This is a genomic window from Corynebacterium sp. NML180780, from assembly GCF_007786415.1.
GTDB classification, from domain to species: Bacteria; Actinomycetota; Actinomycetes; order Mycobacteriales; family Mycobacteriaceae; genus Corynebacterium; species Corynebacterium gottingense.
On the sequence record NZ_VNKN01000003.1, the window covers coordinates 63,878 to 86,335 of the forward strand.

The window sequence follows — 22,458 nt, forward strand, 5'->3', positions numbered from 1 at the left end:
CTCGACTCATAGTTCCGAAGGGCCTCGAGTGCTTCTCGACGCCCCCGCACTCACTTCCTGTGCGCCCCAGCGCGGGAGGAGCGCGCCCGGCGCGCGAAGTAGCGCCCGTCGGCGCGCGTCACCTCGATCGGCTGGTGGTAGGCCTTGGACACGTTCTCGCTGTTCAGCACGTCATCGATGAGCCCTTGCGCGACCACTTCGCCCTCGTCCAGCAGCATGGCGTGCGTAAAGCCGTACGGAATCTCCTCGAGGTGGTGGGTGATCATCACCATCGCCGGCGCGTCCGGGTCGAGCGCGAGCTCGCCTAGGTAGGCCATGAGGTCCTCGCGGCCGCCCAGGTCCATGCCCGCGGCCGGCTCGTCCATGATGAGCAGCTCCGGGTTGATCATCACCGCGCGCGCCACCATGACGCGCTTCTTCTCACCGTCGGACAGCGTGCCCCAGCGGCGGTCGATGAGGTGCATCGCGCCGACCTGCTCGAGCACGTCCATGGCCTGCTCGTAGTCCATCTCGTCGTAGTCCTCGCGCCACCGGCCCACAATGGCGTAGCCCGCGGAGACGACCAGGTCCCCCACTTTCTCGTCCTCCGGGACGCGCTGCGCGAGCGCCGAGGAGGTCAGCCCGATCGCGGCGCGCAGGTCGCGCATGTCGGTGCGCCCGAGCTGCTCGCCGAGCACGAACGCCGTGCCCTTGGACGGGAACTCCAGGGCCGATGCCATCCGGATCAGCGTGGTCTTGCCGGCGCCGTTCGGGCCCACGATCACCCAGCGCTCATCCAGTTCCACTTGCCAATCCACGGGGCCGACGAGTGTATTGCCGCCGCGGACAAACTCCACGCCGCGGAAGTCGAGCAGGAGGTCTGGGTCGGTCACTGGTTCGGTTGCTTGTGCGTCATTCACGCCTCCCATTCTGTCCTATTTTCCGGCGCATGTGGGGAGGTTGGGGTGCGCGTCGCACCAGCGCGAAAGTTAGGAGCAACTTAGGCCGGTGCGGTCCTTGCAGTTTCGCTACTGTGGCTAGTGTTACTGACCGGCTCGCGGTTGGCGCAGCACGCGCGTCGCGGGATCCCTACGCCACGTACGAGGTAGATGACGCCATGGTTGCAAGATTCGGAATTGATGATGTCCGGCCCCAGGTCTCTGGCCGCACGCTGCCATCGAAGGCGGTCGTCGGCGAGGTCGTTCCCGTCTCCGCCCTGGTGTGGCGCGAGGGCCACGACGCGGTGGCCGCAACCCTGGTGATCACCTCCCCCGACGGCGAGCAGTACTCCGTGCACATGCACCCGGAGCCCTACCGCCCCGACTACGTCCACTCCGTCTTCGTGCCCGACGAGCAGGGCCTGTGGCAGTTCCGCGTAGACGCCTGGTCCGACGTCATGGCGACCTGGCGCAACGCGGTGACGAAGAAGCTGGCGGCCGGCCAGTCCGCCGCCGAGCTGGCCAATGACCTCGCCCACGGCATCGAGCTGTTCACCGCCGCCGCCGAGCAAACCCCCGCCCCCGACGCCGCTGTGCTCAGCGACGCAGCATCGGCGCTTGCCGACGATTCCCTCCCCCTCCAGGAGCGCATCGAAGCCGGCCTGAGCGAGGACGTCCTGGACGTGCTCGCCGCCTACCCACTGCGCGACTTGGTTTCCCACGGCCCGGTGTGCGACGTGCTCGTGGAGCGTCGCGAAGCGCTCGTGAACTCCTGGTACGAGCTCTTCCCGCGCTCCACCGGCGGCCGCGACGAGAGCGGCGCACCGGTCCACGGCACGTGGGCGACGACCGCTCAGGCGCTCGACCGCGTGGCGGCGATGGGCTTTGACACCGTCTACTTCCCGCCGATCCACCCGATCGGCGAGGTCAACCGCAAGGGCCGCAACAACTCCGTGACCGCGGCGCCCGGCGACGTGGGCTCCCCCTGGGCCATCGGCTCCAAGGACGGCGGCCACGACGCATTCCACCCGGAGCTCGGCGGCGAGGAAGAATTCCTCGACATGCTCCACCACGCCGAACAGCTCGGCCTGGAGATCGCCCTCGACTTCGCCCTGCAGGCCGCGCCCGACCACCCGTGGGCCGACGACCACCCCGAGTTCTTCACCGTGCTCGCGGACGGCACCATCGCCTACGCGGAGAACCCGCCGAAGAAGTACCAGGACATCTACCCCATCAACTTTGATAATGACCCGGAGACCCTCTACGACGAGGTCTACCGCGTCATCATGTACTGGGTCGAGCTGGGCATCTCTACCTTCCGCGTGGACAACCCGCACACCAAGCCGGTGAACTTCTGGCACTGGCTCATTGCCAAGGTGCACGAGACCCACCCGGACGTCATCTTCCTCGCCGAGGCGTTTACCCGCCCGCCGCGCATGTACGGGCTGTCCAAAGCCGGTTTCTCGCAGTCTTACACCCACTTCACCTGGAAGGTGAGCAAGGAAGAGCTCACCGACTTCACCCAGCTGCTCATCGACGTCGCCGACGTCTCCCGCCCCAACCTGTTTGTCAACACCCCCGACATCCTGCATGCCTCGCTGCAGCAGGGCGGCCCCGCCGCCTTCGCGCTCCGCGCCACACTCGCCGCGACGATGAGCCCGCTTTGGGGTGTCTACTCCGGCTACGAGCTCTACGAGTCCATCCCCGTGCACGGCGGCTCCGAGGAGTACATGGATTCTGAGAAGTACCAGCTGCGCCCCCGCGACTTCGAGGCGGCCCTCGAGCGCGGCCAGTCCCTCGAGCCCTACCTCACCCTGCTCAACCGCATCCGCCGCGAACAGCCGGCCCTGCAGCAGCTACGCCAGATCCGCTTCCACGAGGTGACCAACGACCAGATCATCGCCTACTCCAAGGTCGACGCGGTCACGGGCAACGCCGTCCTCGTTGTGGTCAACCTGGACCCCTGGCACATGCAAGAGGGCATGGTGCATATCGACGCCGCCTCGCTCGGCCTGGACCACGGCGAACCCTTCCCGGTCCACGACCTCATCACCGGCGACCGCTACACCTGGAACGAGCACAACTACGTTCAGCTCGTGCCGCAGCAAAACGTCGCCCATATCTTCCGCCTGCCCGAGGTTGCTCCGGAGCGTCGTGAAGCGCTCGCGTACCGCCAGATCTCGGACCACGACTACCGCCCGTAACCAGCACCTTCTCTACTCGCTTTACTAGAAAGACGATGATGACCGGCCACGAACTTTCCCCCGCAGCGCTCATCCCGGAGCACGACCGCCAACGCCTCCTCGAGTGCAAGCACCACGCACCGCACGACTTCTACGGCCGCCACGCCGTGGCCGGAAACACCGTCGTGCGCACCCGCCTGCTCGGCGCGACCGACGTGCAGCTGCTCATTCACAACGACGCCGTGCAAATGCACCACACCGGCGACGACATCTGGATCGCCGAGCTCGAGGGCGAGCACGCGAGCGACTACCGCCTCAAGGTCACCTACCCGGACGCGGAGCCGCAGATCATCGCGGACCCCTACTTCTTCCTGCCCACCGTCGGCTCGCTGGACCTGCACCTGATCGCCGAGGGGCGCCACGAGCGTCTCTGGGAGGTCCTCGGCGCGAACGTCCACACCTACACCACCGACCTCGGCCAGGTCACCGGCACCGCCTTCGCGGTCTGGGCCCCGAACGCCAAGGGTGTGGCGGTCGTCGGCGACTTCTGCAACTGGAACCCAAACCAGTACCCGATGCGCACCCTGGGCTCGACGGGTGTGTGGGAAATCTTCATCCCCGGAATCGCGCCCGGCGCCCACTACAAGTTCGCGGTCCAAACCTCCGAAGGCTACCGCGTGGACAAGGCGGACCCGCTGGCCAAGGCCACCCTCGCCCCGCCGGAGACCGTCTCCGTCGTCGCCGACACCACCGAGTACGAGTGGCGCGACGCCGAGTGGATGCAGCGCCGCCAGGGAGTGGACCCGGCGAACTCCCCCATGAGCGTCTACGAGTGCCACATCGGCTCCTGGAAGCAGGGCTCGAACTACAACACGCTGCGCGAAGAGCTCGTCCCGTACCTGGTCGAGCACGGCTTCACCCACGTGGAGTTCCTCCCGGTTGCCGAGCACCCCTTCGGTGGCTCCTGGGGCTACCAGGTCAGCGGCTACTACGCACCCACCGCGCGCTGGGGCACGCCAGACGAGTTCCGCGCGCTTGTCGACGAGCTCCACGCGCACAACATCGGCGTCCTCGTCGACTGGGTCCCCGCACACTTCCCCAAGGACGCCTGGGCGCTCGCGCGCTTCGACGGCACCGCGCTCTACGAGCACCCCGACTGGCGCCGCGGCGAGCAGAAGGACTGGGGCACCTACGTCTTCGACTTCGGCCGCAACGAGGTCCGCAACTTCCTCGTGGCGAACGCGCTCTACTGGTGCGAAGAGTTCCACCTCGACGGCCTGCGCGTGGACGCCGTCGCCTCGATGCTCTACCTCGACTACTCGCGCGAACCCGGCGAGTGGCTACCCAACCAGTTCGGCGGCCGCGAGCACTGGGACGCCGTCCAGTTCCTGCAGGAGATGAACGCCACGGTCCACCGCACCCACCCGGGCGTGATCACCGTGGCCGAGGAGTCCACCGCGTGGCCCGGCGTGACCGCGCCCACCGAGTCCGACGGCCTCGGGTTCTCTCTGAAGTGGAACATGGGCTGGATGAACGACTCGCTGGAGTACTTCTCGCTCGACCCCATCCACCGTTCCTACCACCACAACGAGATCACGTTCTCCCTGGTCTACGCGTTCAGCGAGAAGTACGTCCTGCCGTTTAGCCACGACGAAGTCGTGCACGGCAAGGGCTCGCTGTGGACCCGAATGCCGGGCGATGACTGGAACAAGGCCGCGGGACTGCGCGCGCTCTACGGCTACATGTTCTCGCACCCGGGCAAGCAGCTCATGTTTATGGGCTGCGAGTGGGGGCAAACCACCGAATGGGACGAGGCCCACTCCGTCAACTGGGACAACCTTGCCGACGACTGGGGCCACGACTACCACAAGGGCATCCTGCGCCTCGTGCGCGACCTCAACCTGGTCTACCGCGACACCCCGGCGCTGTTCTCCCAGGACAACACGCCCATGGGATTCCAGTGGATCAAGGGCGACGACGCGCAAAACAACATCCTCGCCTACATCCGCTGGGGCGCGGACGGCTCGGCCGTCCTCGCGGTGGTGAACCTCTCCGGCGCCTCGCAGCCGAACTACCGCCTGGGCTCGCCCAAGGCGGGCACGTGGGAGCTGCTCATCAACACCGATGACGCCGTCTACGGGGGCGCGGGCAACGAGCTTCTCCACACCGTGGACACCGAGCCCACCACCTGGGACCAGTTCGACCAGTCCCTTAACCTGCACATCCCGGCGATGAGCGTGCAGCTGTACACGCTGCGCGGCTAGAACAAAGCGCTGGCCAGGGCCGTCCGCGCGTTGATCACGCGCGGATCGCCCGGCTCGAACAAGGTGAAGAGCTCGAGCAGGCGCTCCTTCGCCTTCGGCTCGGCCTTGGCGTAGCGCAGCAGACGCTCGAACGCCTTCTCCGGCGCGCCAGCGACAACCTCAGCGTCCGCCGCAACGAGCTGCTTGTCCACGTCCTGCGGGTCCTGCTCCGCCTCCGCGATCGGGTCGGTGGTGCGGCGCTGGGGGTCGAGGCGCTGCAAGACCGCCACCGTCGCCTTCGCCTGCTTGACGGGCTGATTGTCGGGTTCGTCGGCCAAGATGGCGTTATAAAGCGCGGTGGCCCCCTCGAAATCGCTCCTATTCAGCGCGGCGGTTGCCTGGGCCAGTCGCGGGTCTTCCGGCTCGGGGGCATCCGTCTCCGGCTCGTCGTCCAGCCCCTGCAGCTGCGGGCCGACGTTGTTCACCAGCGCGTCGACCCATTGCTTGAGCTGGTCGGCGGGCTGGTTGCCCTCAAAATTAGTCACCGGTTGGCCGGCTGCCAGCGCCACCACCGTCGGCAGGGCGCGAAGACCGAACATCTGCGCCACCTGCGGCGTGGCGTCCGCGTCAACATACGCGACGAGGAACTTGCGCTGCCCCGCCGCCAGCTGCTGCAGCGTAGCCTTGAGCGACTCCGAATCCTCGGACCGGGAGGTGCCAATCATCAGCACCACCGGCACCTGCACGGAGCGCTGGAAGGCGCGGGCCTCGATGTCCTTCTCGGTGACCGTGATAAACGGCTCGAATCCGCCCTCCTTGAGCTGCTGCTGCGCCTCCTTCTGCTCCACCAGCTTGTTCAGGTCAACTGCGCCTGGTCCGAAATCCGGCATTTAGTTCGCTCCTTCGTCATTGGCGTCATTGGAAAAGTGCCGCTCTAGCGACGCGACTTTTTGGTGCATCATGTCGGTGTAGCCCGGCCTGATGTCAGCTTTGATCACCAACGATACCCGTGGGGACACCGCCTCCACCGCTTGCGTGGCACGCTTGATCACGTCCATGACCTCGTCCCACTCCCCCTCGATCGTGGTAAACATCGCGGTCGTCTCGTGCGGCAGCCCGGATTCGCGCACGACGCGCACGGCGCGCGACACGGCTTCCGACATCTCTGCAGTAGCGTTATTGGTCACCGTTGGGGCGACAGAAAATGCAGCAATCATGCGGCCCAGCCTACCCGGACGGACGCTACCGCTTCTCCCAGCAGTGCTTGTGCCAGTGGCGGCGATCGTCGCCACGCCCGCCTGTGTCGCGCGGCCACGCCACGACGTGCGCCACGCCCGGCGGAATGTTCTGGTTGCATCGCGGGCACACGTAGAACTTATTCGCCGCTGCGGCGCCGATCTGGCGTACGAGGTAGATCTCGCCGTTCGCCCAGCTGGGCCCCTCGACCTCCTGGGTCCCAATGAATGTGGACCCGTCGCGCGGTAGCACGTAGGACGGGGTGACGTTGTGTCTCCGGTTCCGTCTCGGCATCGTTTCCCCTTCGCGCCTAGAAGAGCCGCAGCTCGTCGGACTCGATGCCGCGGAGCTCGTCGTAGTCCAGGGTCAGGCAGCGGAAGCCGCGGTCCTCGGCGAGCGTGCGCGCCTGCGGCTTGATCTCTTGCGCCGCGAACACCCCGCGCACCGGCTTGAGCACCTCGTCGCGGTTGAGCAGCTCAACGTAGCGAGTGAGCTGCTCGACGCCGTCGATCCCGCCGCGCCGCTTGATTTCTACAGCCACGGTCTGTCCGTCTGCATCCCTGGCGAGGATGTCCACCGGACCGATCGCCGTGGGGTATTCGCGGCGCACCAGGCTGTAGCCCTCGCCGAGGGTGCCGATGTGCTCCGCCAGCAGCTCCTGCAGGTGCGCCTCGACGCCATCCTTGACCAGCCCCGGGTCCTCGCCCAGCTCGTAGAAGGAGTCCGACAGGATCTCTTCCACCGTGATGCGCAGCTGCTCCCCCTTCGGGTTCTCCACGATCCAGAGTTGCTCGCCGGTATCCTCGCCGTCGATGTCCACCACCGCTTCCTCCTTCAGGGTGCACGGCGGCGTCATCCAGTTCAGGGGCTTGTAGGCACGGTCGTCCGCGTGGACGGACACTGAGCCGTCGGATTTCAGCAAAATGAGGCGCAACGCGGACGGAAGGTGCGCCGCGAGGCGACCAACGTAGTCAACGGAGCAACGAGCTATGACGAGACGCATGCACCACAGGGTACCGGGCGCGCAGCGGGGAACAGAAACGGGTCGGGTGGGTGCGCGGTGGCGTCGAGAAGCACTTAGGCGCGGCCCCGCTGCACGCGCTGTGCCAGCGAGCGAACGTCCACGCGCTGCTGGCGACGATCCGGCGCAGACTCCACCCAGGAAATGAGCGCCATCTCCACGTGGCGATCCGCCGCAAACTCGAGTTGCCCGCGCGGGCTGGTCATCTCCAGGACCGTCGACACCCCCGGCATAATTTCCTGCTCATCCGCAGTCAGGTCGCGCACCCCGTTGATAGTCAGGTCGCGGCGGTCCAGCGCGTAATCGTAGTTTGATGACAGCGACCGCAGCTTATAAAACTGCAGCTCTTCCCCCGTGTATCGCAGAATACCGTGCCGCCAGCCGTGCAGCCCCTGGGCCGGCAGCTTGCGGATCAGCGCGCGCCCGCCGGAATTCCGGAACATGGCAAACCGCCAGATCGCAATACCCGTGACCCCGATGACCACAAGCAGCACCACAGAGACGATGATCTCCATCGACACCTCCCTGCGAGATTCCGTTGTTGCCAGGCCCCCGCACATCGTGGAAGCACGCTTAAGCGATAATCCTACTTTGCTGCGCAGACAATGCAAGCATCATCGGGACAGCCGCTTAACGACGTCGCGCCCCCGCCTACCTCACGGCAGGTGGGGGCGCGAAACGTACAAGGAAGGAGCGTGCGTTGCCCTCCTCCCGGGCGCTGACGCAAACTCGGTCTAGCGCGAGCTGTTGCGGCGAACCGCGGCAAGCTCGGCCTCCGAGCGGGCCTTCACGAGCGAGTCGTCGGCGCGCAGGCCGGACTCTGCCTCGGCGGTGTCAACCTCGTCCGCGAGCTTCGCGAAGTCAGCGAGGATGGTCACCTTGTCGCCCTGGACGGAGAGGAACCCGCCCTGCACAGCGGCGACGATGCGGTCGCCGCTGGTGGGACGGATGGTCACCACGCCGTTCTCCTTGAGCTGGCCAAGGAACGGCTCGTGACCGGGCAGTACGCCGATCTCACCTTCGATGGTCTGCGCGGTGACGATGCTGGCCTGACCCGACCAAAGCATGCGGTCCACCGACACCAATTGCGCGGTAAGTTCAGCCATGTCTGCCTCCTAGCCCTGCAGCTTCTGGTACGCGGCCTCGACGTCGTCGAGACCACCGAGGTTGCTGAAGGCCTGCTCCGGGTAGGCGTCGAACTCGCCCTCGCAGAGCTTGTCGAAGGCCTCGATCGTCTCCTCGAGCGGGACGTAGGAGCCCTCGTCGCCCGTGAACTTCTTCGCGACGAAGAAGTTCTGGCCGAGGAAGCGCTGCAGCTTACGAGCACGCATAACGGTGATCTTGTCCTCTTCGGACAGCTCGTCCATACCAAGGATGGCGATGATGTCCTGCAGCTCCTTGTTCTTCTGCAGAATACCGATCACCTTCTGCGCGACAGCGTAGTGACGCTCGCCGACAATGCCCGGCTCCAGGATGCGGGACGTCGAGGTCAGCGGGTCCACAGCCGGGTAAATGCCCTTGGAGGCAATGGAACGCGACAGCTCGGTCGTCGCATCCAGGTGGGCGAAGGTGGTCGCCGGTGCCGGGTCGGTGTAGTCATCGGCAGGCACGTAGACCGCCTGCAGCGAGGTAATGGAGCGACCCTTGGTGGAGGTAATGCGCTCCTGCAGCACGCCCATCTCGTCAGCCAGGGTGGGCTGGTAGCCCACGGCGGAAGGCATGCGACCCAGCAGGGTCGAGACCTCGGAACCGGCCTGGGTGAAACGGAAGATGTTGTCGATGAAGAGCAGCACGTCCTGGTTCTGCACATCGCGGAAGTACTCCGCCATGGTCAGGCCGGACAGGGCCACACGCATACGAACCCCTGGCGGCTCATCCATCTGGCCGAAAACAAGGGCCGTATCTGGGAGCACGCCCATCTCTTCCATTTCGAGGAAGAGGTCGGTGCCCTCACGGGTACGCTCGCCGACGCCGGCGAAGACCGACGTACCGGAGAACTCGCGGGCGATACGGGTAATCATCTCCTGGATGAGGACCGTCTTGCCCACACCTGCGCCGCCGAAGAGGCCGATCTTGCCGCCCTTCACGTACGGGGTGAGCAGGTCGATGACCTTAATACCGGTTTCCAGAATCTCGGTCTTACCCTCGAGGTCCTTGAAGGCCGGGGGCTGGCGGTGGATGCCCCAGCGCTCGCCGCCCTCGCCGACGCTCGGGTCATCCAGGCACTGGCCGAGTGCGTTGAACACGTGGCCCTTGACCTGGTCGCCGACCGGGACGGAGATCGGGTTGCCGGTGTCGAGCACCTTCGCACCACGCACAAGGCCGTCGGTTGGAGCCATGGCGATGGTACGCAGCAGGTTGTCGCCCAGGAACTGGGCAACCTCGAGCACGATGGTGCGGGACATGCCCTCGAGCTCGATGTCGACCTCGAGTGCGTTGTACAGAGCGGGCAGCTCGCCGCGCGGGAACTCCACGTCGACGACTGCGCCGATTACGCGAACGACGCGTCCGTTGTCAGAACCCTGCGGGTTCTGCGCGGACTGTGCCTCGTGGGCTGCAGCCTTGGTCTCGGCCTCGCCCACCGGCTCATCGTTGCGCTCATCAAATGATTGAGCAGTAGTCATGATTTAGTCACTTTCTCCACTACCGGACAGCGCGCCAGCGCCGCCGATAATCTCGGTGATTTCCTGGGTGATTTTTGCCTGACGGGCTTGGTTAGCCTCTCGGGACAGATTGTTCGCCAGGTCGGTGGCGTTATCCGTCGCGTTCTTCATCGCCGTACGGCGAGAAGCGGATTCCGAAGCCGATGCTTCCAAGAAGATCGAGTAGAGCGACCTGGAAACATATGTCGGAAGCAGCGAGGTCAGCAGCGTGTCCGGATCGGGCTCGAAGCTCATATCCGGGTTCACGGAGCCGTCCTGCTCCAGCATGCTCTTCTGCTCGTACTCGAATTCCTCGAGGACGGGCTCGATGGGCAGCAGCTGGTGCACGCGCGCTTCCTGCGAGAGCATAGACACGAATTCGGTGTAGACAACGTGCACTTGGTCGAAACCGCGCACGCCCTGGCCCTCCGTGCCGTTGACGCCTTCGCGCCATTTGGCGGTGTCCTCGGAACCAGCCATGAAACCGTCGATGATGTGGCGACGCACGTTGTGCGTATCCTCCCACGACGGCTTCTGGGACCAGCCGGTCCACGCGCCACCGACGTCCATGCCACGGAACCGGAAGTGGGTAACTCCCTTGTTACCGGTGACGTAGCGAACCACCTCGTAGCCTGCGTCGCTCAGCATGCGCTCAAGCTCGGCGGCCTTCTTCAGCACGTTGTGGTTGTAGCCGCCAGCCATACCGCGGTCAGAGGTGACCACGAGGATCGCCGCGACTCGCCCACCATCACGCTCCCGGAGCATGGGGTGGTCGAGGGAGCTCGCGGCGGCGAGGCGTTCCATGACGTCTTGCATCTCGTCCGCGTACGGCTTCGCCGCAGCGACGCGAGCCTGGGCCTTGGTGATCTGCGACGTAGCGATCAGCTCTTGGGCCTTCGTGATCTTCTTCGTTGAGTTGACGGACCGGATGCGGTCACGCAATTCGCGAAGTGTTGCCATGGTGCTGTTTCCTCCCTTCCTTTATGTAGGTCCTAAAATCCTGCGCGCTGCAGAACCTAGGAGCGGCTGACGTTGAGCTTGTTCTTGGACACTTCGCCGGCGTCCAGGGCCTGCGCCTCCGGCTCGCGCACGACACGCTCGCCCGAGGAAGCCTGGAAGGTGCGAGCGAACTCTTCGTTGACGCGCTTGATGGCGTCCTTCGAAGCGTCGTCAAGCTGCTTGCCGCCCTCGATCTGGCTAAAGACCTCGGGTGCGGAGGACTGGATGGCCTCCTGCAGCTCGGACTCGTAACGGCGGACATCCTCGACGGGAACGACGTCGAAGAGGCCCTCGTTCGCTGCCCAGATGGACACGATCTGGTACTCAACCGGTTGCGGTGCGTTCTCGGACTGCTTCAGCAGCTCGACCAGACGCTGACCGCGCTCAAGCTGCTTCTTGGAAGCAGCGTCGAGGTCGGAAGCGAAGGCCGCGAACGCCTCGAGGTCGCGGTATGCGGCGAGGTCCAGACGCAGGTTACCTGCGACCTTCTTCATGCCCTTGGTCTGCGCAGCGCCACCGACACGGGAGACAGAGATACCCACGTCGATAGCCGGGCGCACGCCCTGGTTGAACAGGTCGGACTGAAGGAAGACCTGGCCGTCCGTAATGGAAATGACGTTGGTCGGAATGAACGCGCCCACGTCGTTTGCCTTGGTCTCGATGATCGGCAGTGCGGTCAGGGAGCCAGCGCCGAGCTCGTCGTTCAGCTTCGCTGCACGCTCCAGGAGACGGGAGTGCAGGTAGAAGACGTCGCCCGGGTATGCCTCGCGGCCCGGCGGGCGGCGCAGCAGCAGCGAGATCGCACGGTAGGCCTCGGCCTGCTTGGTCAGATCATCGTAGATGACCAGGACGTGCTTGCCCTGGTACATCCAGTGCTGGCCGAGTGCAGCGCCGGAGAACGGTGCCAGCCACTTGAAGCCTGCGGAGTCGGACGCCGGAGCCGCCACGATAGTGGTGTACTCCAGCGCACCGTGATCCTCCAGGGTCTTGCGCACACCAGCGATGGTGGAGCCCTTCTGGCCCACAGCCACGTAGATGCAGCGCACCTGCTTCGACGGGTCACCGGTCTCCCAGAAAGCCTTCTGGTTGAGGATGGTGTCGATGCAGACCGCGGTCTTACCGGTCTTGCGGTCACCAATGATGAGCTGACGCTGGCCGCGGCCGATCGGGGTCATGGCGTCAATCGCCTTCATGCCCGTCTGCAGCGGCTCCTCGACCGGCTGGCGGTCGAGAACGCCTGCGGCCTGGAGCTCCAGGGCGCGCTCTTCTTTGGACTCAATCGGGCCAAGGCCGTCAATCGGCTGACCCAGGGGGTTGATTACTCGGCCAAGGAAGTCTTCCCCAACGGGGATGGACAGGACTTCGCCCGTCCGCTTGACTTCGTCGCCTTCGGTCAGGGACTCAAAGTTACCCAGCACCACGACACCGATGGAATCGGTCTCGAGGTTCTGTGCGACGCCAATGACGCCGTTCGGGAACTCGAGCAGCTCGTTCGTCATGCACCCTGGCAGCCCGGAAACCTGGGCAATACCATCTGCAGCCGAAGTCACCACGCCGACCTCCTCACGGGAGGCCTCCGCGGAGTAGCTCGAGGTGTAGTTCGCTATCGCGCTACGGATCTCATCGGAGGAGATCGTCAGCTCCGCCATGTTCTTCCTGCTCTCGGTAGTTTGTTCCAGCATTATCTTCGTTCTAAAGGGCCGCGTTGGCAGCGACGTCGGTGCGCAGGCGCGTGAGCTTGCCACGCGTCGAACCATCAATCACTTCGTCACCAACGCGGATAACCACACCACCGAGGAGGCTGGGGTCAACCTCGGAGTGGATGGCCATCTCGCGGCCGTAAATCTTCTCAAGCTTCTGCGCCAGGACGCCGCGCTGGGAGTCGGACAACTCCTCCGCGGTGGCGACACGTGCCACGGTCTTGCCACGCATACCGGCAAACTCGGAGGACAGCTCCACCAAGTCATCTACCGGGTTGTGGCGCGGGCGACCGATGACCTGCAAAGCCAAAGCCTCGGTGAACATCGTCACCTTGCCGTAAATCACGTTTGCCAGCAGTCCTCGCTTCTTCTCGGAGGCCGCCGTGCGGTCGGACAACAGCTGGGTCAGATCCTTTTCGCGCTCCAGCACGTTGGCGAGCTGGTACAGCTCAGTTTCAACCTGCTCGAGCTTGCCGTCTTTCTCGGCCCCGCGCGCGATTGCGCGGCGGCCGAGGTTGACCAGCCCGGTGCGGAACTCGCGGGGCGTGGACCACTCCTGCTCGGCTGCTGCCAGCAGGACCTCAAGCGTCGGATCTGCGACCTTGGCGCTAAACACGTCGCGCATAATGCCGGTGCGCTGGGAGCTCTCCACCGAGTTATCAGCAACGGCGATGCGCAGTGCGCGCTCGCCGTCGAGCTGGTTCACGATGAGGAAGAGCTCAGCACCGACGTTCATCGCCACGGCGACGGCATTGTCGGAATTCTGGATCAGCTGATCAAGCTTCTCCGAGACCTTTGCTTGTGCTTCGCGACTCGCTGCCTTCATCTCGCCTACTTTCTCGTCGAGACGTTGTCGAGCTCAGAGAGGAAGGAGTCGATCGTGTTCGAGCGGCGGGTGGAGTCCGACAGCTCGGTGCCAAGCAGGCGCTCGGCGAGGTTGATCGAGTTCTGGCCCAAATCGTTGCGCAGCTCTGCGACGACCTGCTCACGGGATGCCAGAAGCTGCTTCTCTCCAGCTTCCACAATGCGCTTGGACTCTGCCTCCGCGCGCTCGCGGGACTCCGCCTCGATCTCCTTACCCTTGGTGCGGGCAGCTTCGCGGATCGCGGCGGCCTCGGCGCGTGCCTCGGCAAGCTCAGCATTGTTCTTTTCCAGGGCAGCCGATGCTTCAGCCTGGGCAGCCTGAGCGCGCTCAATGCCACCCTTGATTTGGTCTTCGCGCTCCGCCAGCACTTCCCGGAACTTCGGAAGCACGTACTTCCAGAAGAGGAGGAAGATGATGATGAAGACGACAAGCGACCAAACCACGTCGTACGGGGCAGGCAGAAGCACGGAGGGCTCCGAAGTCATCGGAATCTCCTCGGTCCCTTCTGCCGCCACGAGAAATTCGTTGACGTTAGTCATTGGTTGCTCCTGTTCTAGAAATGAAATCTGTTCGCTAGGTGGTGCGAGCTTTTCTTAGAACAGGAAGCCGGCAACGAGGCCGATGAGGGCAAGGGCCTCAACGAAGGCGATACCCAGGAACATGGTGGTACGCAGCTGACCAGCCATCTCGGGCTGGCGAGCCATGCCCTCAACGGTCTTGCCAACCAGCATGCCGATACCGATGCCGGGGCCGATGGTGGCGATGCCGTAGCCGATGGACTGGAGGCCGTCGAACGCGGTGACAGACTCGTTTGCCTGGGCGAGGATGATGTCGTTCATGTGAAAGTCGTTCCCTTTCTAGGTGCTCCCCCGCTCCTAGTGCGGGAGGGCGAGTGACAATGTGGAGGGGTTATTCAGTTTGACCGGTTGGTCGCGCTTTGTTAGTGCGCATCCGCATGCAGCGATAGTTCGATGTACACCGCCGTCAGCAGGGCAAAAATGTATGCCTGCAGGAAAATAACGATGAGCTCGTAGAGCGTGAACAGAATCGCAGCAATGATGGTCAGGCCACTGAATGCGGTCCACCCGTTGAGCTGCCAGAAGAAGAAGTTCGTAGCAGAGTACAGCAGGACCAAAATGATGTGGCCGGCCAGGAAGTTCGCCATCAGACGAATTGCCAGGGTGACCGGACGCAGGATGAAGGTTGAGAAGATCTCAATCGGCACCACGAGGAAGTGGAGGAAGAAAGGCAGTCCAGGAATGACGGTGGAGTGCTTGAAAAACGCCACACCGTAGCGCTGGACGCCCGCGTAGATCATCGCGATGTAGGCAACAACCGCCAGCACGGCCGGCATGCCGATACGTGCGTTAGGTGAGATGTTGAGGAACGGAATGATCGTCGCGGCATTCATGAACAGCACGGTGAAGAAGATGGTGGCAATGACCGGCAGGAACCGGTTTCCATCCTTCTTCCCCAACGTATCTTCTGCAATGTTGACGCGGACGAAGTCCACGCCCATCTCTGCGAAGTTTTGCAGCCCCTTAGGAACCAGCTTCGGCTTCCTAAAGGCAATAACAAAGAGGACCACAAGGATTGCCGCGACAAGAAGTCGGACAAGCATAATGCGGTCGAGCGCGAACCATCCATTGGCAAAGTCTTCACCAATGAACTGGTCGTACGTGTGCCCCGGGAAAATTTCTGGACCAAGTTCGGGTGCGTGGAATGAACCCTTCATGGCCAAAGTTGTAACGCTCAGCGTTCTCTCCCGTTCTCGGGCCGCATCCTCAAAGAATGCGGTGCGATGGACGTCTTCATCAAGGCTGTCTCCCGCGGCGGACTCCGTCGCACATCTGCTTCCGCGGGGACAGGGGAGTCTCTTCAGGCAGCGAGACCCAGCGGCGCTGGGCAGTCCCCTGCCTCAAGTAAGCCCAGCGGATACTTTAACAGGTCGTCATGAGTTTCCTGGACTTTGGGGGGACTCGGACACTATGCACCCTCAACCTGGGAAGTTTGCGCCCAACTTTGACTCAACAGCCTGCAGATTTGCCCTCCTGTAACATCAGTCACACACACGCGAAAAGGGGTGGAATTTTCCCCTTCTTTGACCAAGGCGTGGGCCTAGCTACCCCCGGTTGCGCACCTCCGGGGGCAGGCCGGATCGGGGATAGCTCGGGGCTAGCTCAGGTACGACGTCCTCGTCGTAATAACGCCCCACGCCTCGGCGGCCAGCGCGACGACGAGCGCCGCGAGCGTGGTGACACCGAACGCCGTCAAATCATAAAAGTTGAAGTTACGCAACCAGACGAAGAGCAAAATCAAGACCACCATCTTGACCAGCCACCCGCCGAGGACGACCGCCATCGTGGTGCTGGGCGAGGATTCGGAGGTCACCAGGACGGTGACCGCGGTAGCCAGCACGAACCCACCGCCAATGGCCACGCCCAAGAGCACGGCCCAGATCCCGGGGAGATCGCGCGTGGCGCCCCATGCCATCAGGCTGATCAACGTGAGCGCGACGAGCGCTCCCCCGGCAACCTTGAGGGCTCGGATGATTGGCCGACGCTGGTCCGTGTATTCGGAAGCGTCGCGGACGTTAAGGTCGCGGGGCTGGGATTCCGGATTCGGGCTGGAAGTAGTCACGGTGGGTAAGTTTACCTACGCGCGTGCTCGACCTCCCCGCGCCCTCTCCCCTCGCCGGACCCCTGCGGGGCCACGACCGGTTTCGGCCCAATCTTTCCGGCCATCAGCGGGACGAGTGTGAGCAGAAAGGCGCCGAGCAAGAGTACAGCGGTGAATACCACTGCCACCCGCACCGGCACGATGGAGAAGCTCACCGCGCCAAACGCCACAGCGGCGACCCAGAAGTACAGGACGAGCACGGTGCGTCGGTGCGTATGCCCCAAGCGCAGAAGCCTGTGGTGGATGTGCCCGGCGTCCGCAGCAAAGGGGCTTTGCCCCCTCGCGGTGCGTCGAATCACCGCCCAAACCAGGTCCACCACCGGAAGCGCAATCGCAGCAGCGACCACGATGATCGGACTGATCAACGCCACCAGGTCTGCGGTCCCGTACAGCGACATGTTGATCTTGCCCGACGCCGAGATCGACGCCGCAGCCAGCAACAATCCGATCAGCATCGCGCCCGAGTCGCCCATGAAGATGCGTGCCGGCTCAAAATTGTGCGGAAGGAAACCCGCGCAGATGCCCACGAGCGCCGCGCAAATGATCGCAGGCGGATACGCGGACACGGCACCGCCCTGCTCGTGCAGGACGGTCAGCGAAAACACCAGGATCGCTGTGCCGGCGATAACGCCGATCCCCGCGGCGAGCCCGTCGATGCCGTCGACGAAGTTCACGGCGTTGACCAGCAGCACCGTAAACACGGCAGCGATCACCATCCCCTGCATCTGGTCCAGAATCAGCGTGGTGCCCTCACCGAAGGGCACGTAGAACACGGTGAACGCGATGCCCATCAGGCACATAATGATGGCGGCCAAGAACTGCCCCAGCAGCTTCGTCATCGCGCCGAGCTCGTAGAGGTCGTCCACGATACCCACGATGACGATCGCAAACGCGCCCGCCAGCACCGCCGTCATCTCCGGGGTGATCGGCGCAAACCCGCGGGTCAGCGCGGGAAGCTGCTGTGCGAGGAACACGGCGCAAACGAAGCCGGTGAACATAGCAAGCCCGCCCACGGACGGCGTCGGCTGCGTGTGCACGTCTCGTTTGCGGACCTCCGCGACACGCCCGGTGCGCACGAGCAATGAGCGCACCGGGCCGGTGGCTAGGTACGTGATTGCGGCGGCTACGAGCAGGACGAGGCCGAGCTCGCGCAGCGGGACGCCAGCTCCCGTCATCTACTTCCTCCGCAAGCTCTCCGGGTCAAGGTTCAGGACTTCACCGAGCCGCTCGGCGCTGATCGCTGCCTCGCGCAAGATCTGCGGGTGGCGGCCGGAAATGTCGATGATCGTGGAAGGCTCTCCCACCTGCGCGTCGCCACCGTCGAGGTACACGCCGATCGCGTCGCCAAACTGCTGCTTCGCGTTCGCTGCGTTGAGCGCCGGCGGATTGCCAGAGATGTTGGCGGACGACACCGCCATCGGCCCCGTCCGCTGCAGCAGCTCCAGCGCGAGCGGCTGGTTAGGCATGCGCAACAGCACGGTGCCGCGCGTATCGCCCAGGTTCCACGGCAGGCTCGGCGCCTCCGGGACGACGATGGAGAGCCCACCCGGCCAAAACGCCTCGACCAGCGTCTTCGCCGTGTCGGAGAACTCCCGCACGAGCCCCTGAATGGTGGTCCAGGAACCGACGAGCACCGGCACCGGCATGTCCGGCCCGCGGCGCTTGGTGGCCAGGAGGCTCGCCACGGCGTCGTTATTAAAGGCGTCAGCGCCGATCCCGTAGACCGTGTCCGTGGGCAGCACGACGCAGCGACCCGCCTGCACCTGTTCGACCGCAGCGGTCAGCCCCGCCTCGCGCCCGCTCGGCTCGAGGCAGTTGTAGATCATGCTCCCCATATCGCTCCTTCGGTTCCGTTTCGGCTACAGCTTACTCGCGCACACAAACCGGTTCCGCCCGGCCAGGTCGCGCAGTACCGTCAGCGGACCGAAACCGCCGCAGGCCTCAATCACGGAGCAGGTGCTTGTCGACGTCACGTCGTCATGCTCCACGCCCAACCAGCCCCCGGGGCGCAGTAGTCGCTGGGCCACCGGTACGAGCCCGCGGATTGCGTCCATGCCGTCGGCGCCGGAGAAGACGGCCTCGGGCGGGTCGCAGTACACCTCCGGCTCGAGGTCCGGGGTGTCCGGGACGTACGGCGGGTTGGCCACCACGAGGTCCACCGCGCCGTCGAGGTCGCGGAGGAGCTGGGGGTCGGTCATGGAGGCGTCGACAAGCGTGATGCGCACCCCGTGCGAGGCGGCGTTGCGCGCCGCGTACTCACGCGCGGTGGCGGAGAGCTCGACGGCGTACACGCGCGCTTCGGGGATATGGCTGGCAACGTAGATAGCCAGCGCCCCCGAGCCGGTGCCCATGTCCACCACGGTGGGTGCCGGCGTGCCGGCGAGGGTGCGCACGGCCCAATCGGCCAGGACTTCCGTTTCCGGGCGCGGGATGAACACGCCAGGGCCGACGGCGAGGTCGAGCGGCCCGAAGGGGGCCGTGCCCGTGATGTGCTGGAGCGGCTCACGCTGCGCACGACGCTTGACCACGCCAGCGAAACGCTCAGCAAACGTCTCGTCCACATCTGCAAACATAACCGCCATCGGGCTCATGCCCAGCACGTGGGCGGCGAGCAGGCGGGCGTCGACGTCCGGGGTGGGGACGCCGGCGTCGGCGAGGATCGAGGTGGCGTCGAGAAGCTGCTCCCGCATCGTGGTGCGCCTACTCGGCTTCAAGTCGCTCCTGGCGCTCGTGGGTCTGCAGCGCGGTGATCAGATCCTCCATGTTGCCGTCGAGGACCGAATCCAGGTTGTTCGCCTTGAAGTTGATGCGGTGATCCGAGATGCGGTTCTCCGGCCAATTGTAGGTGCGGATGCGCTCCGAACGGTCCATCGTGCGGACCTGGGAGGCGCGGCCTTCGGCCTCGGCGGCCTCGGCCTTCTCGCGCTCCAGCTGGTCCAAGCGGGCCTGCAGGACCTGCATCGCGCGGGCGCGGTTCTGGATCTGGGAGCGCTCGTTCTGGCAGGTCACCACGATGTTGGTGGGCAGGTGTGTGATGCGCACCGCGGAGTCCGTGGTGTTCACGCCCTGGCCACCCTTACCGGAGGAGCGGTAGACGTCGACGCGGATGTCCTTCTCGTCGATGTGGACGGACTCGACCTCGTCGGCCTCCGGGAAGACGTAGACGCCTGCCGCGGAGGTCTGGATGCGGCCCTGGGACTCGGTGACGGGCACGCGCTGCACGCGGTGGACGCCGCCCTCGAACTTCAGCTTGGACCAGGCGCCGTCGCGCGACGGGTTCTTCGCCTTGACGGACACCGTCATGTCCTTGATGCCGCCGAGGTCGGTCTCCGCGGCGTCGAGGACGTCCCACTTCAGGCCGTTCTTCTCGCAGTACTTCTGGTACATGCGCGCCAGGTCGCCCGCGAACAGGGCGGCCTCTTCGCCGCCCGCACCGGCTTTGAGCTCCATGATGACGTCGTCGCCATCGTGCTCGTCGCGCGGGGCGAGGAGGTCTGCGAGCTCCTCCTCCAGGCGGACGATCTCGCCCTCGAGGCGCTCCGCCTCCTCCGCGAACTCCTTGTCCTCGCTGGCCATCTCGGCTGCCGCCTCGTGGTCGTCCTTGGCCTGCTGGAGCGCGTCGTTCGCTTTGATGATCGGCTGCAACTCGGCGTAGCGCTTGGACAGCTTGCGGAACAGGTTCTGGTCCGAGGTCACCTCCGGGTCACTCATCTGTGCCTGGATGCCCTGGTATTCGGAGACATAGTCGTCTACAAGTGAGACTTCATTCGCCATTACTTGTACTCCTCTTCGTCTTTGTCCGCGACCATGGGAGCGGAGTTGGCCACACCCATGAGGAACTCGCCGTTCGACTTCGTCTTCTTCAGCTGCTTAATCAGCATATCGATGGACTGCTGCGGATCCAGCGCCGAGAGGATGCGGCGCAGCTTGTGCATAATGCGCGTCTCCTCCGGGCTCATGAGCAGATCGTCCTTGCGCGTACCGGACGGGTTGACGTCCACCGCCGGGAACACGCGGCGCTCCGCGATCTTCCGGTCCAGCTTGAGCTCCGCGTTACCGGTGCCCTTGAACTCCTCGAAGATGACGGTGTCGCCGGCGGAACCGGTCTCCACCATGGCGGTCGCGATGATGGTCAGCGAGCCGCCCTCCTCGATGTTTCGGGCTGCACCCAGGAAGCGCTTCGGCGGGTACAGGGCGTTGGAGTCCACACCGCCGGAAAGGATGCGGCCCGACGCCGGCGACGAGTTGTTGTACGCGCGGCCCAGGCGGGTGATGGAGTCGAGCAGCAGAACGACGTCCTGCCCCATCTCCACCAGACGCTTCGCACGCTCGATCGCGAGCTCCGCGACGGCAGTGTGCTCTGACGGCGGGCGATCGAAGGTCGACGCGATAACCTCGCCCTTCACGCTGCGCTGCATGTCCGTGACCTCTTCCGGGCGCTCGTCGACGAGAACGACCATGAGGTAGCACTCCGGGTTGTTAGTGGCGATCGCGTTGGCGATGTTCTGCAGGATTGTCGTCTTACCAGCCTTCGGCGGGGAGACAATCAGCGCGCGCTGCCCCTTACCAATCGGCATGACCAGGTCGATCACGCGGGTGGTGAGGATCTTCGGCTCGGTCTCCAGGCGGAGGCGCTTGTTCGGGTACAGCGGGGTGAGCTTGTGGAACTCGGCGCGCTGCTTCGCCTCCTCCGTGGTCATCCCGTTGACGGAGTCGACGCGGACGAGCTGGTTGTAGCGCTGGCGGTTGCGGCCGTTGCCGTGGGAGTGGCTTTGCCCGTTCTGGCGAACCTGGCCGATTACGGCGTCGCCCGCGCGCAGGCCGTTCTGGCGCACCAGCTTCTGGTTCACGTACACGTCTGCGCTGTTCTTGCGGTAACCGGTGGTGCGGACGAACGCAGCGTTGTTGTCCACGATGTCCACGATGCCGGCAACTTCCTGCAGCTCCTCCGGGTCGAACTGCTGGTTGTTGTCGTTCTGATTGTGCTGGTTGTCGCGGTTGTCCCGGTTTCGGTTCCGGTTGCGGCGGTTCCGGCGGCCGCGGCGTCCGCCGCCGCCCTGGTTGCCGTCGTCGTTGTTGTTGTTCCGGCCACCGCGATTGTTGTGCTTGCCGCCGCGGCCGTTGTTGTCGTTGTTGTTGTCGCGATTGTCGTGATCGTTGTTGTCACGCTTCTCATCGCGCTTGTCGTCGCGATTGTTGTTGTCGTCCTGGTCCTGGCGTGCGCGGTTGCGGCGCGCCCGACGCGCGGCCGAGCGCGATTCGTACTTCTGCCCCTCGTTCTCAGCCTGCTCGCCCTGCTGCGGCTGTTCCGCTTGCGTGTCCTGCGCTGTGTGCTCACCGTCCGCGGGACCAGCGGAGCGTCGAGAAGCGCGGCGGTGATGCCCTTCGTTGGTGTGTTCCTCGGCTGCTGCCTCGGCCGCCGCGGCGCGTGCCTTGCGCGGAACCTCCCCGGTCACAATCGCCTGGATCAGGTCGCCCTTCCGCAAACCGGAGACGCCCTTCAGGCCCTTTTCCGCCGCCATCTTGCGCAGCTCGGGGATCTTGAGTGCGGAAAGATCGGCGTTGCCGCCTGCTGCCGCGTTACCCGTGTCGGTCACGAATGTCCTTTCGTCGCTTGACCAGTTGTGGTGTCCCCCGCCAAGGAGCCGGCGGGCGCTCCGGAAGCGATCGCGTTTCCGTGCGCAATATGTGGGACGTTCATCGCCTAAACCGGCGTGTCAATCTCTATGCGGCACTTGCTCGCCGCGAGTGTTCCCCTCAAAGGCCTCGAGGTCGTGGTGGCCAAGGCATCACTGGCCTCGCACCATTCGTACGCCGCCTGCGTGCGCGACGCGACGAGTGCGGAGGGTTGGTGGGAACTACCTGGAACCCCGACTGCGCGTCAAGCGCCCAGGCACTATGTCGAACCCGCGAACAGTGTAGCGCATGACGCAACACGTGTACTTCCTACCCTTGTTTTCCGGCGAGTCGGAC

The 22,458-nt window shown here is 64.7% G+C and carries 22 protein-coding genes; 2 read left to right on the forward strand and 20 right to left on the reverse strand.

Going from position 1 to position 22,458, the window contains the following annotated elements:
- Positions 1 to 50 precede the first annotated feature (50 nt).
- The gene (locus tag FPP74_RS02530) at positions 51 to 908 is read right to left on the reverse strand and encodes an ABC transporter ATP-binding protein (RefSeq protein WP_095276037.1); all 858 of its coding nucleotides are present in this window, start codon (positions 906 to 908) and stop codon (positions 51 to 53) included.
- A gap of 188 nt (positions 909 to 1,096) precedes the next feature.
- Between FPP74_RS02530 and FPP74_RS02535 the strand changes: the two genes are divergently transcribed.
- Positions 1,097 to 3,121, forward strand: coding sequence for a maltotransferase domain-containing protein (locus FPP74_RS02535; protein ID WP_144717125.1), 2,025 nt, complete (start codon positions 1,097 to 1,099; stop codon positions 3,119 to 3,121).
- A gap of 38 nt (positions 3,122 to 3,159) precedes the next feature.
- On the forward strand, positions 3,160 to 5,364 hold the full coding sequence (gene glgB / locus FPP74_RS02540) for a 1,4-alpha-glucan branching protein GlgB (RefSeq protein ID WP_144717065.1): 2,205 nt from the start codon (positions 3,160 to 3,162) through the stop codon (positions 5,362 to 5,364).
- Here the strand turns inward: glgB and FPP74_RS02545 are convergent.
- The 19 genes from FPP74_RS02545 to rho all read right to left on the reverse strand — a co-directional run bounded on the left by FPP74_RS02545 (position 5,361) and on the right by rho (position 22,082).
- Positions 5,361 to 6,233 (reverse strand): tetratricopeptide repeat protein, encoded by an 873-nt coding sequence (locus FPP74_RS02545; protein ID WP_144717066.1) that lies wholly within the window; start codon positions 6,231 to 6,233, stop codon positions 5,361 to 5,363. The genes glgB and FPP74_RS02545 overlap by 4 nt on opposite strands.
- A complete protein-coding gene (locus FPP74_RS02550) occupies positions 6,234 to 6,560 on the reverse strand; it encodes a thiamine-binding protein (protein ID WP_095554637.1) in 327 nt (108 codons plus the stop codon).
- A gap of 25 nt (positions 6,561 to 6,585) precedes the next feature.
- The gene (locus tag FPP74_RS02555) at positions 6,586 to 6,873 is read right to left on the reverse strand and encodes a hypothetical protein (protein ID WP_095276028.1); all 288 of its coding nucleotides are present in this window, start codon (positions 6,871 to 6,873) and stop codon (positions 6,586 to 6,588) included.
- A gap of 16 nt (positions 6,874 to 6,889) precedes the next feature.
- Positions 6,890 to 7,582 (reverse strand): endonuclease NucS, encoded by a 693-nt coding sequence (gene nucS / locus FPP74_RS02560; RefSeq protein ID WP_144717067.1) that lies wholly within the window; start codon positions 7,580 to 7,582, stop codon positions 6,890 to 6,892.
- A gap of 74 nt (positions 7,583 to 7,656) precedes the next feature.
- Positions 7,657 to 8,115, reverse strand: a complete 459-nt coding sequence (locus FPP74_RS02565; protein WP_095535050.1) for a DUF2550 domain-containing protein — start codon at positions 8,113 to 8,115, stop codon at positions 7,657 to 7,659.
- 219 nt (positions 8,116 to 8,334) lie between these two features.
- The gene (locus FPP74_RS02570) at positions 8,335 to 8,706 is read right to left on the reverse strand and encodes a F0F1 ATP synthase subunit epsilon (protein ID WP_144717068.1); all 372 of its coding nucleotides are present in this window, start codon (positions 8,704 to 8,706) and stop codon (positions 8,335 to 8,337) included.
- Positions 8,707 to 8,715: 9 nt separating this feature from the next.
- Positions 8,716 to 10,224: a F0F1 ATP synthase subunit beta gene (atpD, locus tag FPP74_RS02575; RefSeq protein ID WP_233126885.1), complete on the reverse strand. Its 1,509-nt coding sequence runs from the start codon at positions 10,222 to 10,224 to the stop codon at positions 8,716 to 8,718.
- A 3-nt stretch (positions 10,225 to 10,227) separates the two neighbouring features.
- Complete coding sequence (locus FPP74_RS02580; RefSeq protein WP_095536946.1) at positions 10,228 to 11,202, reverse strand: F0F1 ATP synthase subunit gamma; 975 nt, start codon at positions 11,200 to 11,202, stop codon at positions 10,228 to 10,230.
- 56 nt (positions 11,203 to 11,258) lie between these two features.
- On the reverse strand, positions 11,259 to 12,923 hold the full coding sequence (gene atpA / locus FPP74_RS02585) for a F0F1 ATP synthase subunit alpha (RefSeq protein ID WP_095276014.1): 1,665 nt from the start codon (positions 12,921 to 12,923) through the stop codon (positions 11,259 to 11,261).
- A 10-nt stretch (positions 12,924 to 12,933) separates the two neighbouring features.
- The gene (locus FPP74_RS02590; protein ID WP_095276012.1) at positions 12,934 to 13,767 is read right to left on the reverse strand and encodes a F0F1 ATP synthase subunit delta; all 834 of its coding nucleotides are present in this window, start codon (positions 13,765 to 13,767) and stop codon (positions 12,934 to 12,936) included.
- Positions 13,768 to 13,772: 5 nt separating this feature from the next.
- Positions 13,773 to 14,345: a F0F1 ATP synthase subunit B gene (locus FPP74_RS02595; RefSeq protein ID WP_095536947.1), complete on the reverse strand. Its 573-nt coding sequence runs from the start codon at positions 14,343 to 14,345 to the stop codon at positions 13,773 to 13,775.
- A gap of 54 nt (positions 14,346 to 14,399) precedes the next feature.
- Positions 14,400 to 14,645: an ATP synthase F0 subunit C gene (locus FPP74_RS02600; RefSeq protein WP_095276007.1), complete on the reverse strand. Its 246-nt coding sequence runs from the start codon at positions 14,643 to 14,645 to the stop codon at positions 14,400 to 14,402.
- Between the two features lie 101 nt (positions 14,646 to 14,746).
- Positions 14,747 to 15,541, reverse strand: coding sequence for a F0F1 ATP synthase subunit A (gene atpB, locus FPP74_RS02605; protein ID WP_095276005.1), 795 nt, complete (start codon positions 15,539 to 15,541; stop codon positions 14,747 to 14,749).
- 440 nt (positions 15,542 to 15,981) lie between these two features.
- The gene (locus FPP74_RS02610; RefSeq protein ID WP_095548256.1) at positions 15,982 to 16,446 is read right to left on the reverse strand and encodes a hypothetical protein; all 465 of its coding nucleotides are present in this window, start codon (positions 16,444 to 16,446) and stop codon (positions 15,982 to 15,984) included.
- An 11-nt stretch (positions 16,447 to 16,457) separates the two neighbouring features.
- Complete coding sequence (locus tag FPP74_RS02615; protein ID WP_095548255.1) at positions 16,458 to 17,660, reverse strand: glycosyltransferase family 4 protein; 1,203 nt, start codon at positions 17,658 to 17,660, stop codon at positions 16,458 to 16,460.
- Complete coding sequence (locus FPP74_RS02620) at positions 17,661 to 18,320, reverse strand: L-threonylcarbamoyladenylate synthase (RefSeq protein ID WP_095275998.1); 660 nt, start codon at positions 18,318 to 18,320, stop codon at positions 17,661 to 17,663. It lies immediately after the preceding gene.
- Between the two features lie 24 nt (positions 18,321 to 18,344).
- Positions 18,345 to 19,175, reverse strand: coding sequence for a peptide chain release factor N(5)-glutamine methyltransferase (gene prmC, locus FPP74_RS02625; RefSeq protein WP_144717126.1), 831 nt, complete (start codon positions 19,173 to 19,175; stop codon positions 18,345 to 18,347).
- 10 nt (positions 19,176 to 19,185) lie between these two features.
- Positions 19,186 to 20,259 (reverse strand): peptide chain release factor 1, encoded by a 1,074-nt coding sequence (prfA, locus tag FPP74_RS02630; protein WP_095553094.1) that lies wholly within the window; start codon positions 20,257 to 20,259, stop codon positions 19,186 to 19,188.
- On the reverse strand, positions 20,259 to 22,082 hold the full coding sequence (gene rho, locus FPP74_RS02635; protein ID WP_144717069.1) for a transcription termination factor Rho: 1,824 nt from the start codon (positions 22,080 to 22,082) through the stop codon (positions 20,259 to 20,261). The genes prfA and rho overlap by 1 nt, the downstream gene beginning before the upstream one ends.
- Positions 22,083 to 22,458: the final 376 nt, after the last annotated feature.

Bases quoted from the DNA above. Each gene is read 5' to 3' on its own strand.
- FPP74_RS02620 (WP_095275998.1), bottom strand. From the start codon at position 18,320: ATGGGGAGCATGATCTACAACTGCCTCGAGCCGAGCGGGCGCGAGGCG.
- FPP74_RS02530 (WP_095276037.1), bottom strand. From the start codon at position 908: ATGGGAGGCGTGAATGACGCACAAGCAACCGAACCAGTGACCGACCCA.
- atpD (WP_233126885.1), bottom strand. From the start codon at position 10,224: ATGACTACTGCTCAATCATTTGATGAGCGCAACGATGAGCCGGTGGGC.
- atpB (WP_095276005.1), bottom strand. From the start codon at position 15,541: ATGAAGGGTTCATTCCACGCACCCGAACTTGGTCCAGAAATTTTCCCG.
- FPP74_RS02545 (WP_144717066.1), bottom strand. From the start codon at position 6,233: ATGCCGGATTTCGGACCAGGCGCAGTTGACCTGAACAAGCTGGTGGAG.
- FPP74_RS02555 (WP_095276028.1), bottom strand. From the start codon at position 6,873: ATGCCGAGACGGAACCGGAGACACAACGTCACCCCGTCCTACGTGCTA.
- FPP74_RS02565 (WP_095535050.1), bottom strand. From the start codon at position 8,115: ATGGAGATCATCGTCTCTGTGGTGCTGCTTGTGGTCATCGGGGTCACG.
- FPP74_RS02590 (WP_095276012.1), bottom strand. From the start codon at position 13,767: ATGAAGGCAGCGAGTCGCGAAGCACAAGCAAAGGTCTCGGAGAAGCTT.
- nucS (WP_144717067.1), bottom strand. From the start codon at position 7,582: ATGCGTCTCGTCATAGCTCGTTGCTCCGTTGACTACGTTGGTCGCCTC.
- FPP74_RS02600 (WP_095276007.1), bottom strand. From the start codon at position 14,645: ATGAACGACATCATCCTCGCCCAGGCAAACGAGTCTGTCACCGCGTTC.
- FPP74_RS02550 (WP_095554637.1), bottom strand. From the start codon at position 6,560: ATGATTGCTGCATTTTCTGTCGCCCCAACGGTGACCAATAACGCTACT.
- prmC (WP_144717126.1), bottom strand. From the start codon at position 19,175: ATGCGGGAGCAGCTTCTCGACGCCACCTCGATCCTCGCCGACGCCGGC.
- FPP74_RS02595 (WP_095536947.1), bottom strand. From the start codon at position 14,345: ATGACTAACGTCAACGAATTTCTCGTGGCGGCAGAAGGGACCGAGGAG.
- prfA (WP_095553094.1), bottom strand. From the start codon at position 20,259: ATGGCGAATGAAGTCTCACTTGTAGACGACTATGTCTCCGAATACCAG.
- FPP74_RS02615 (WP_095548255.1), bottom strand. From the start codon at position 17,660: ATGACGGGAGCTGGCGTCCCGCTGCGCGAGCTCGGCCTCGTCCTGCTC.
- glgB (WP_144717065.1), top strand. From the start codon at position 3,160: ATGACCGGCCACGAACTTTCCCCCGCAGCGCTCATCCCGGAGCACGAC.
- atpA (WP_095276014.1), bottom strand. From the start codon at position 12,923: ATGCTGGAACAAACTACCGAGAGCAGGAAGAACATGGCGGAGCTGACG.
- FPP74_RS02580 (WP_095536946.1), bottom strand. From the start codon at position 11,202: ATGGCAACACTTCGCGAATTGCGTGACCGCATCCGGTCCGTCAACTCA.
- FPP74_RS02570 (WP_144717068.1), bottom strand. From the start codon at position 8,706: ATGGCTGAACTTACCGCGCAATTGGTGTCGGTGGACCGCATGCTTTGG.
- FPP74_RS02535 (WP_144717125.1), top strand. From the start codon at position 1,097: ATGGTTGCAAGATTCGGAATTGATGATGTCCGGCCCCAGGTCTCTGGC.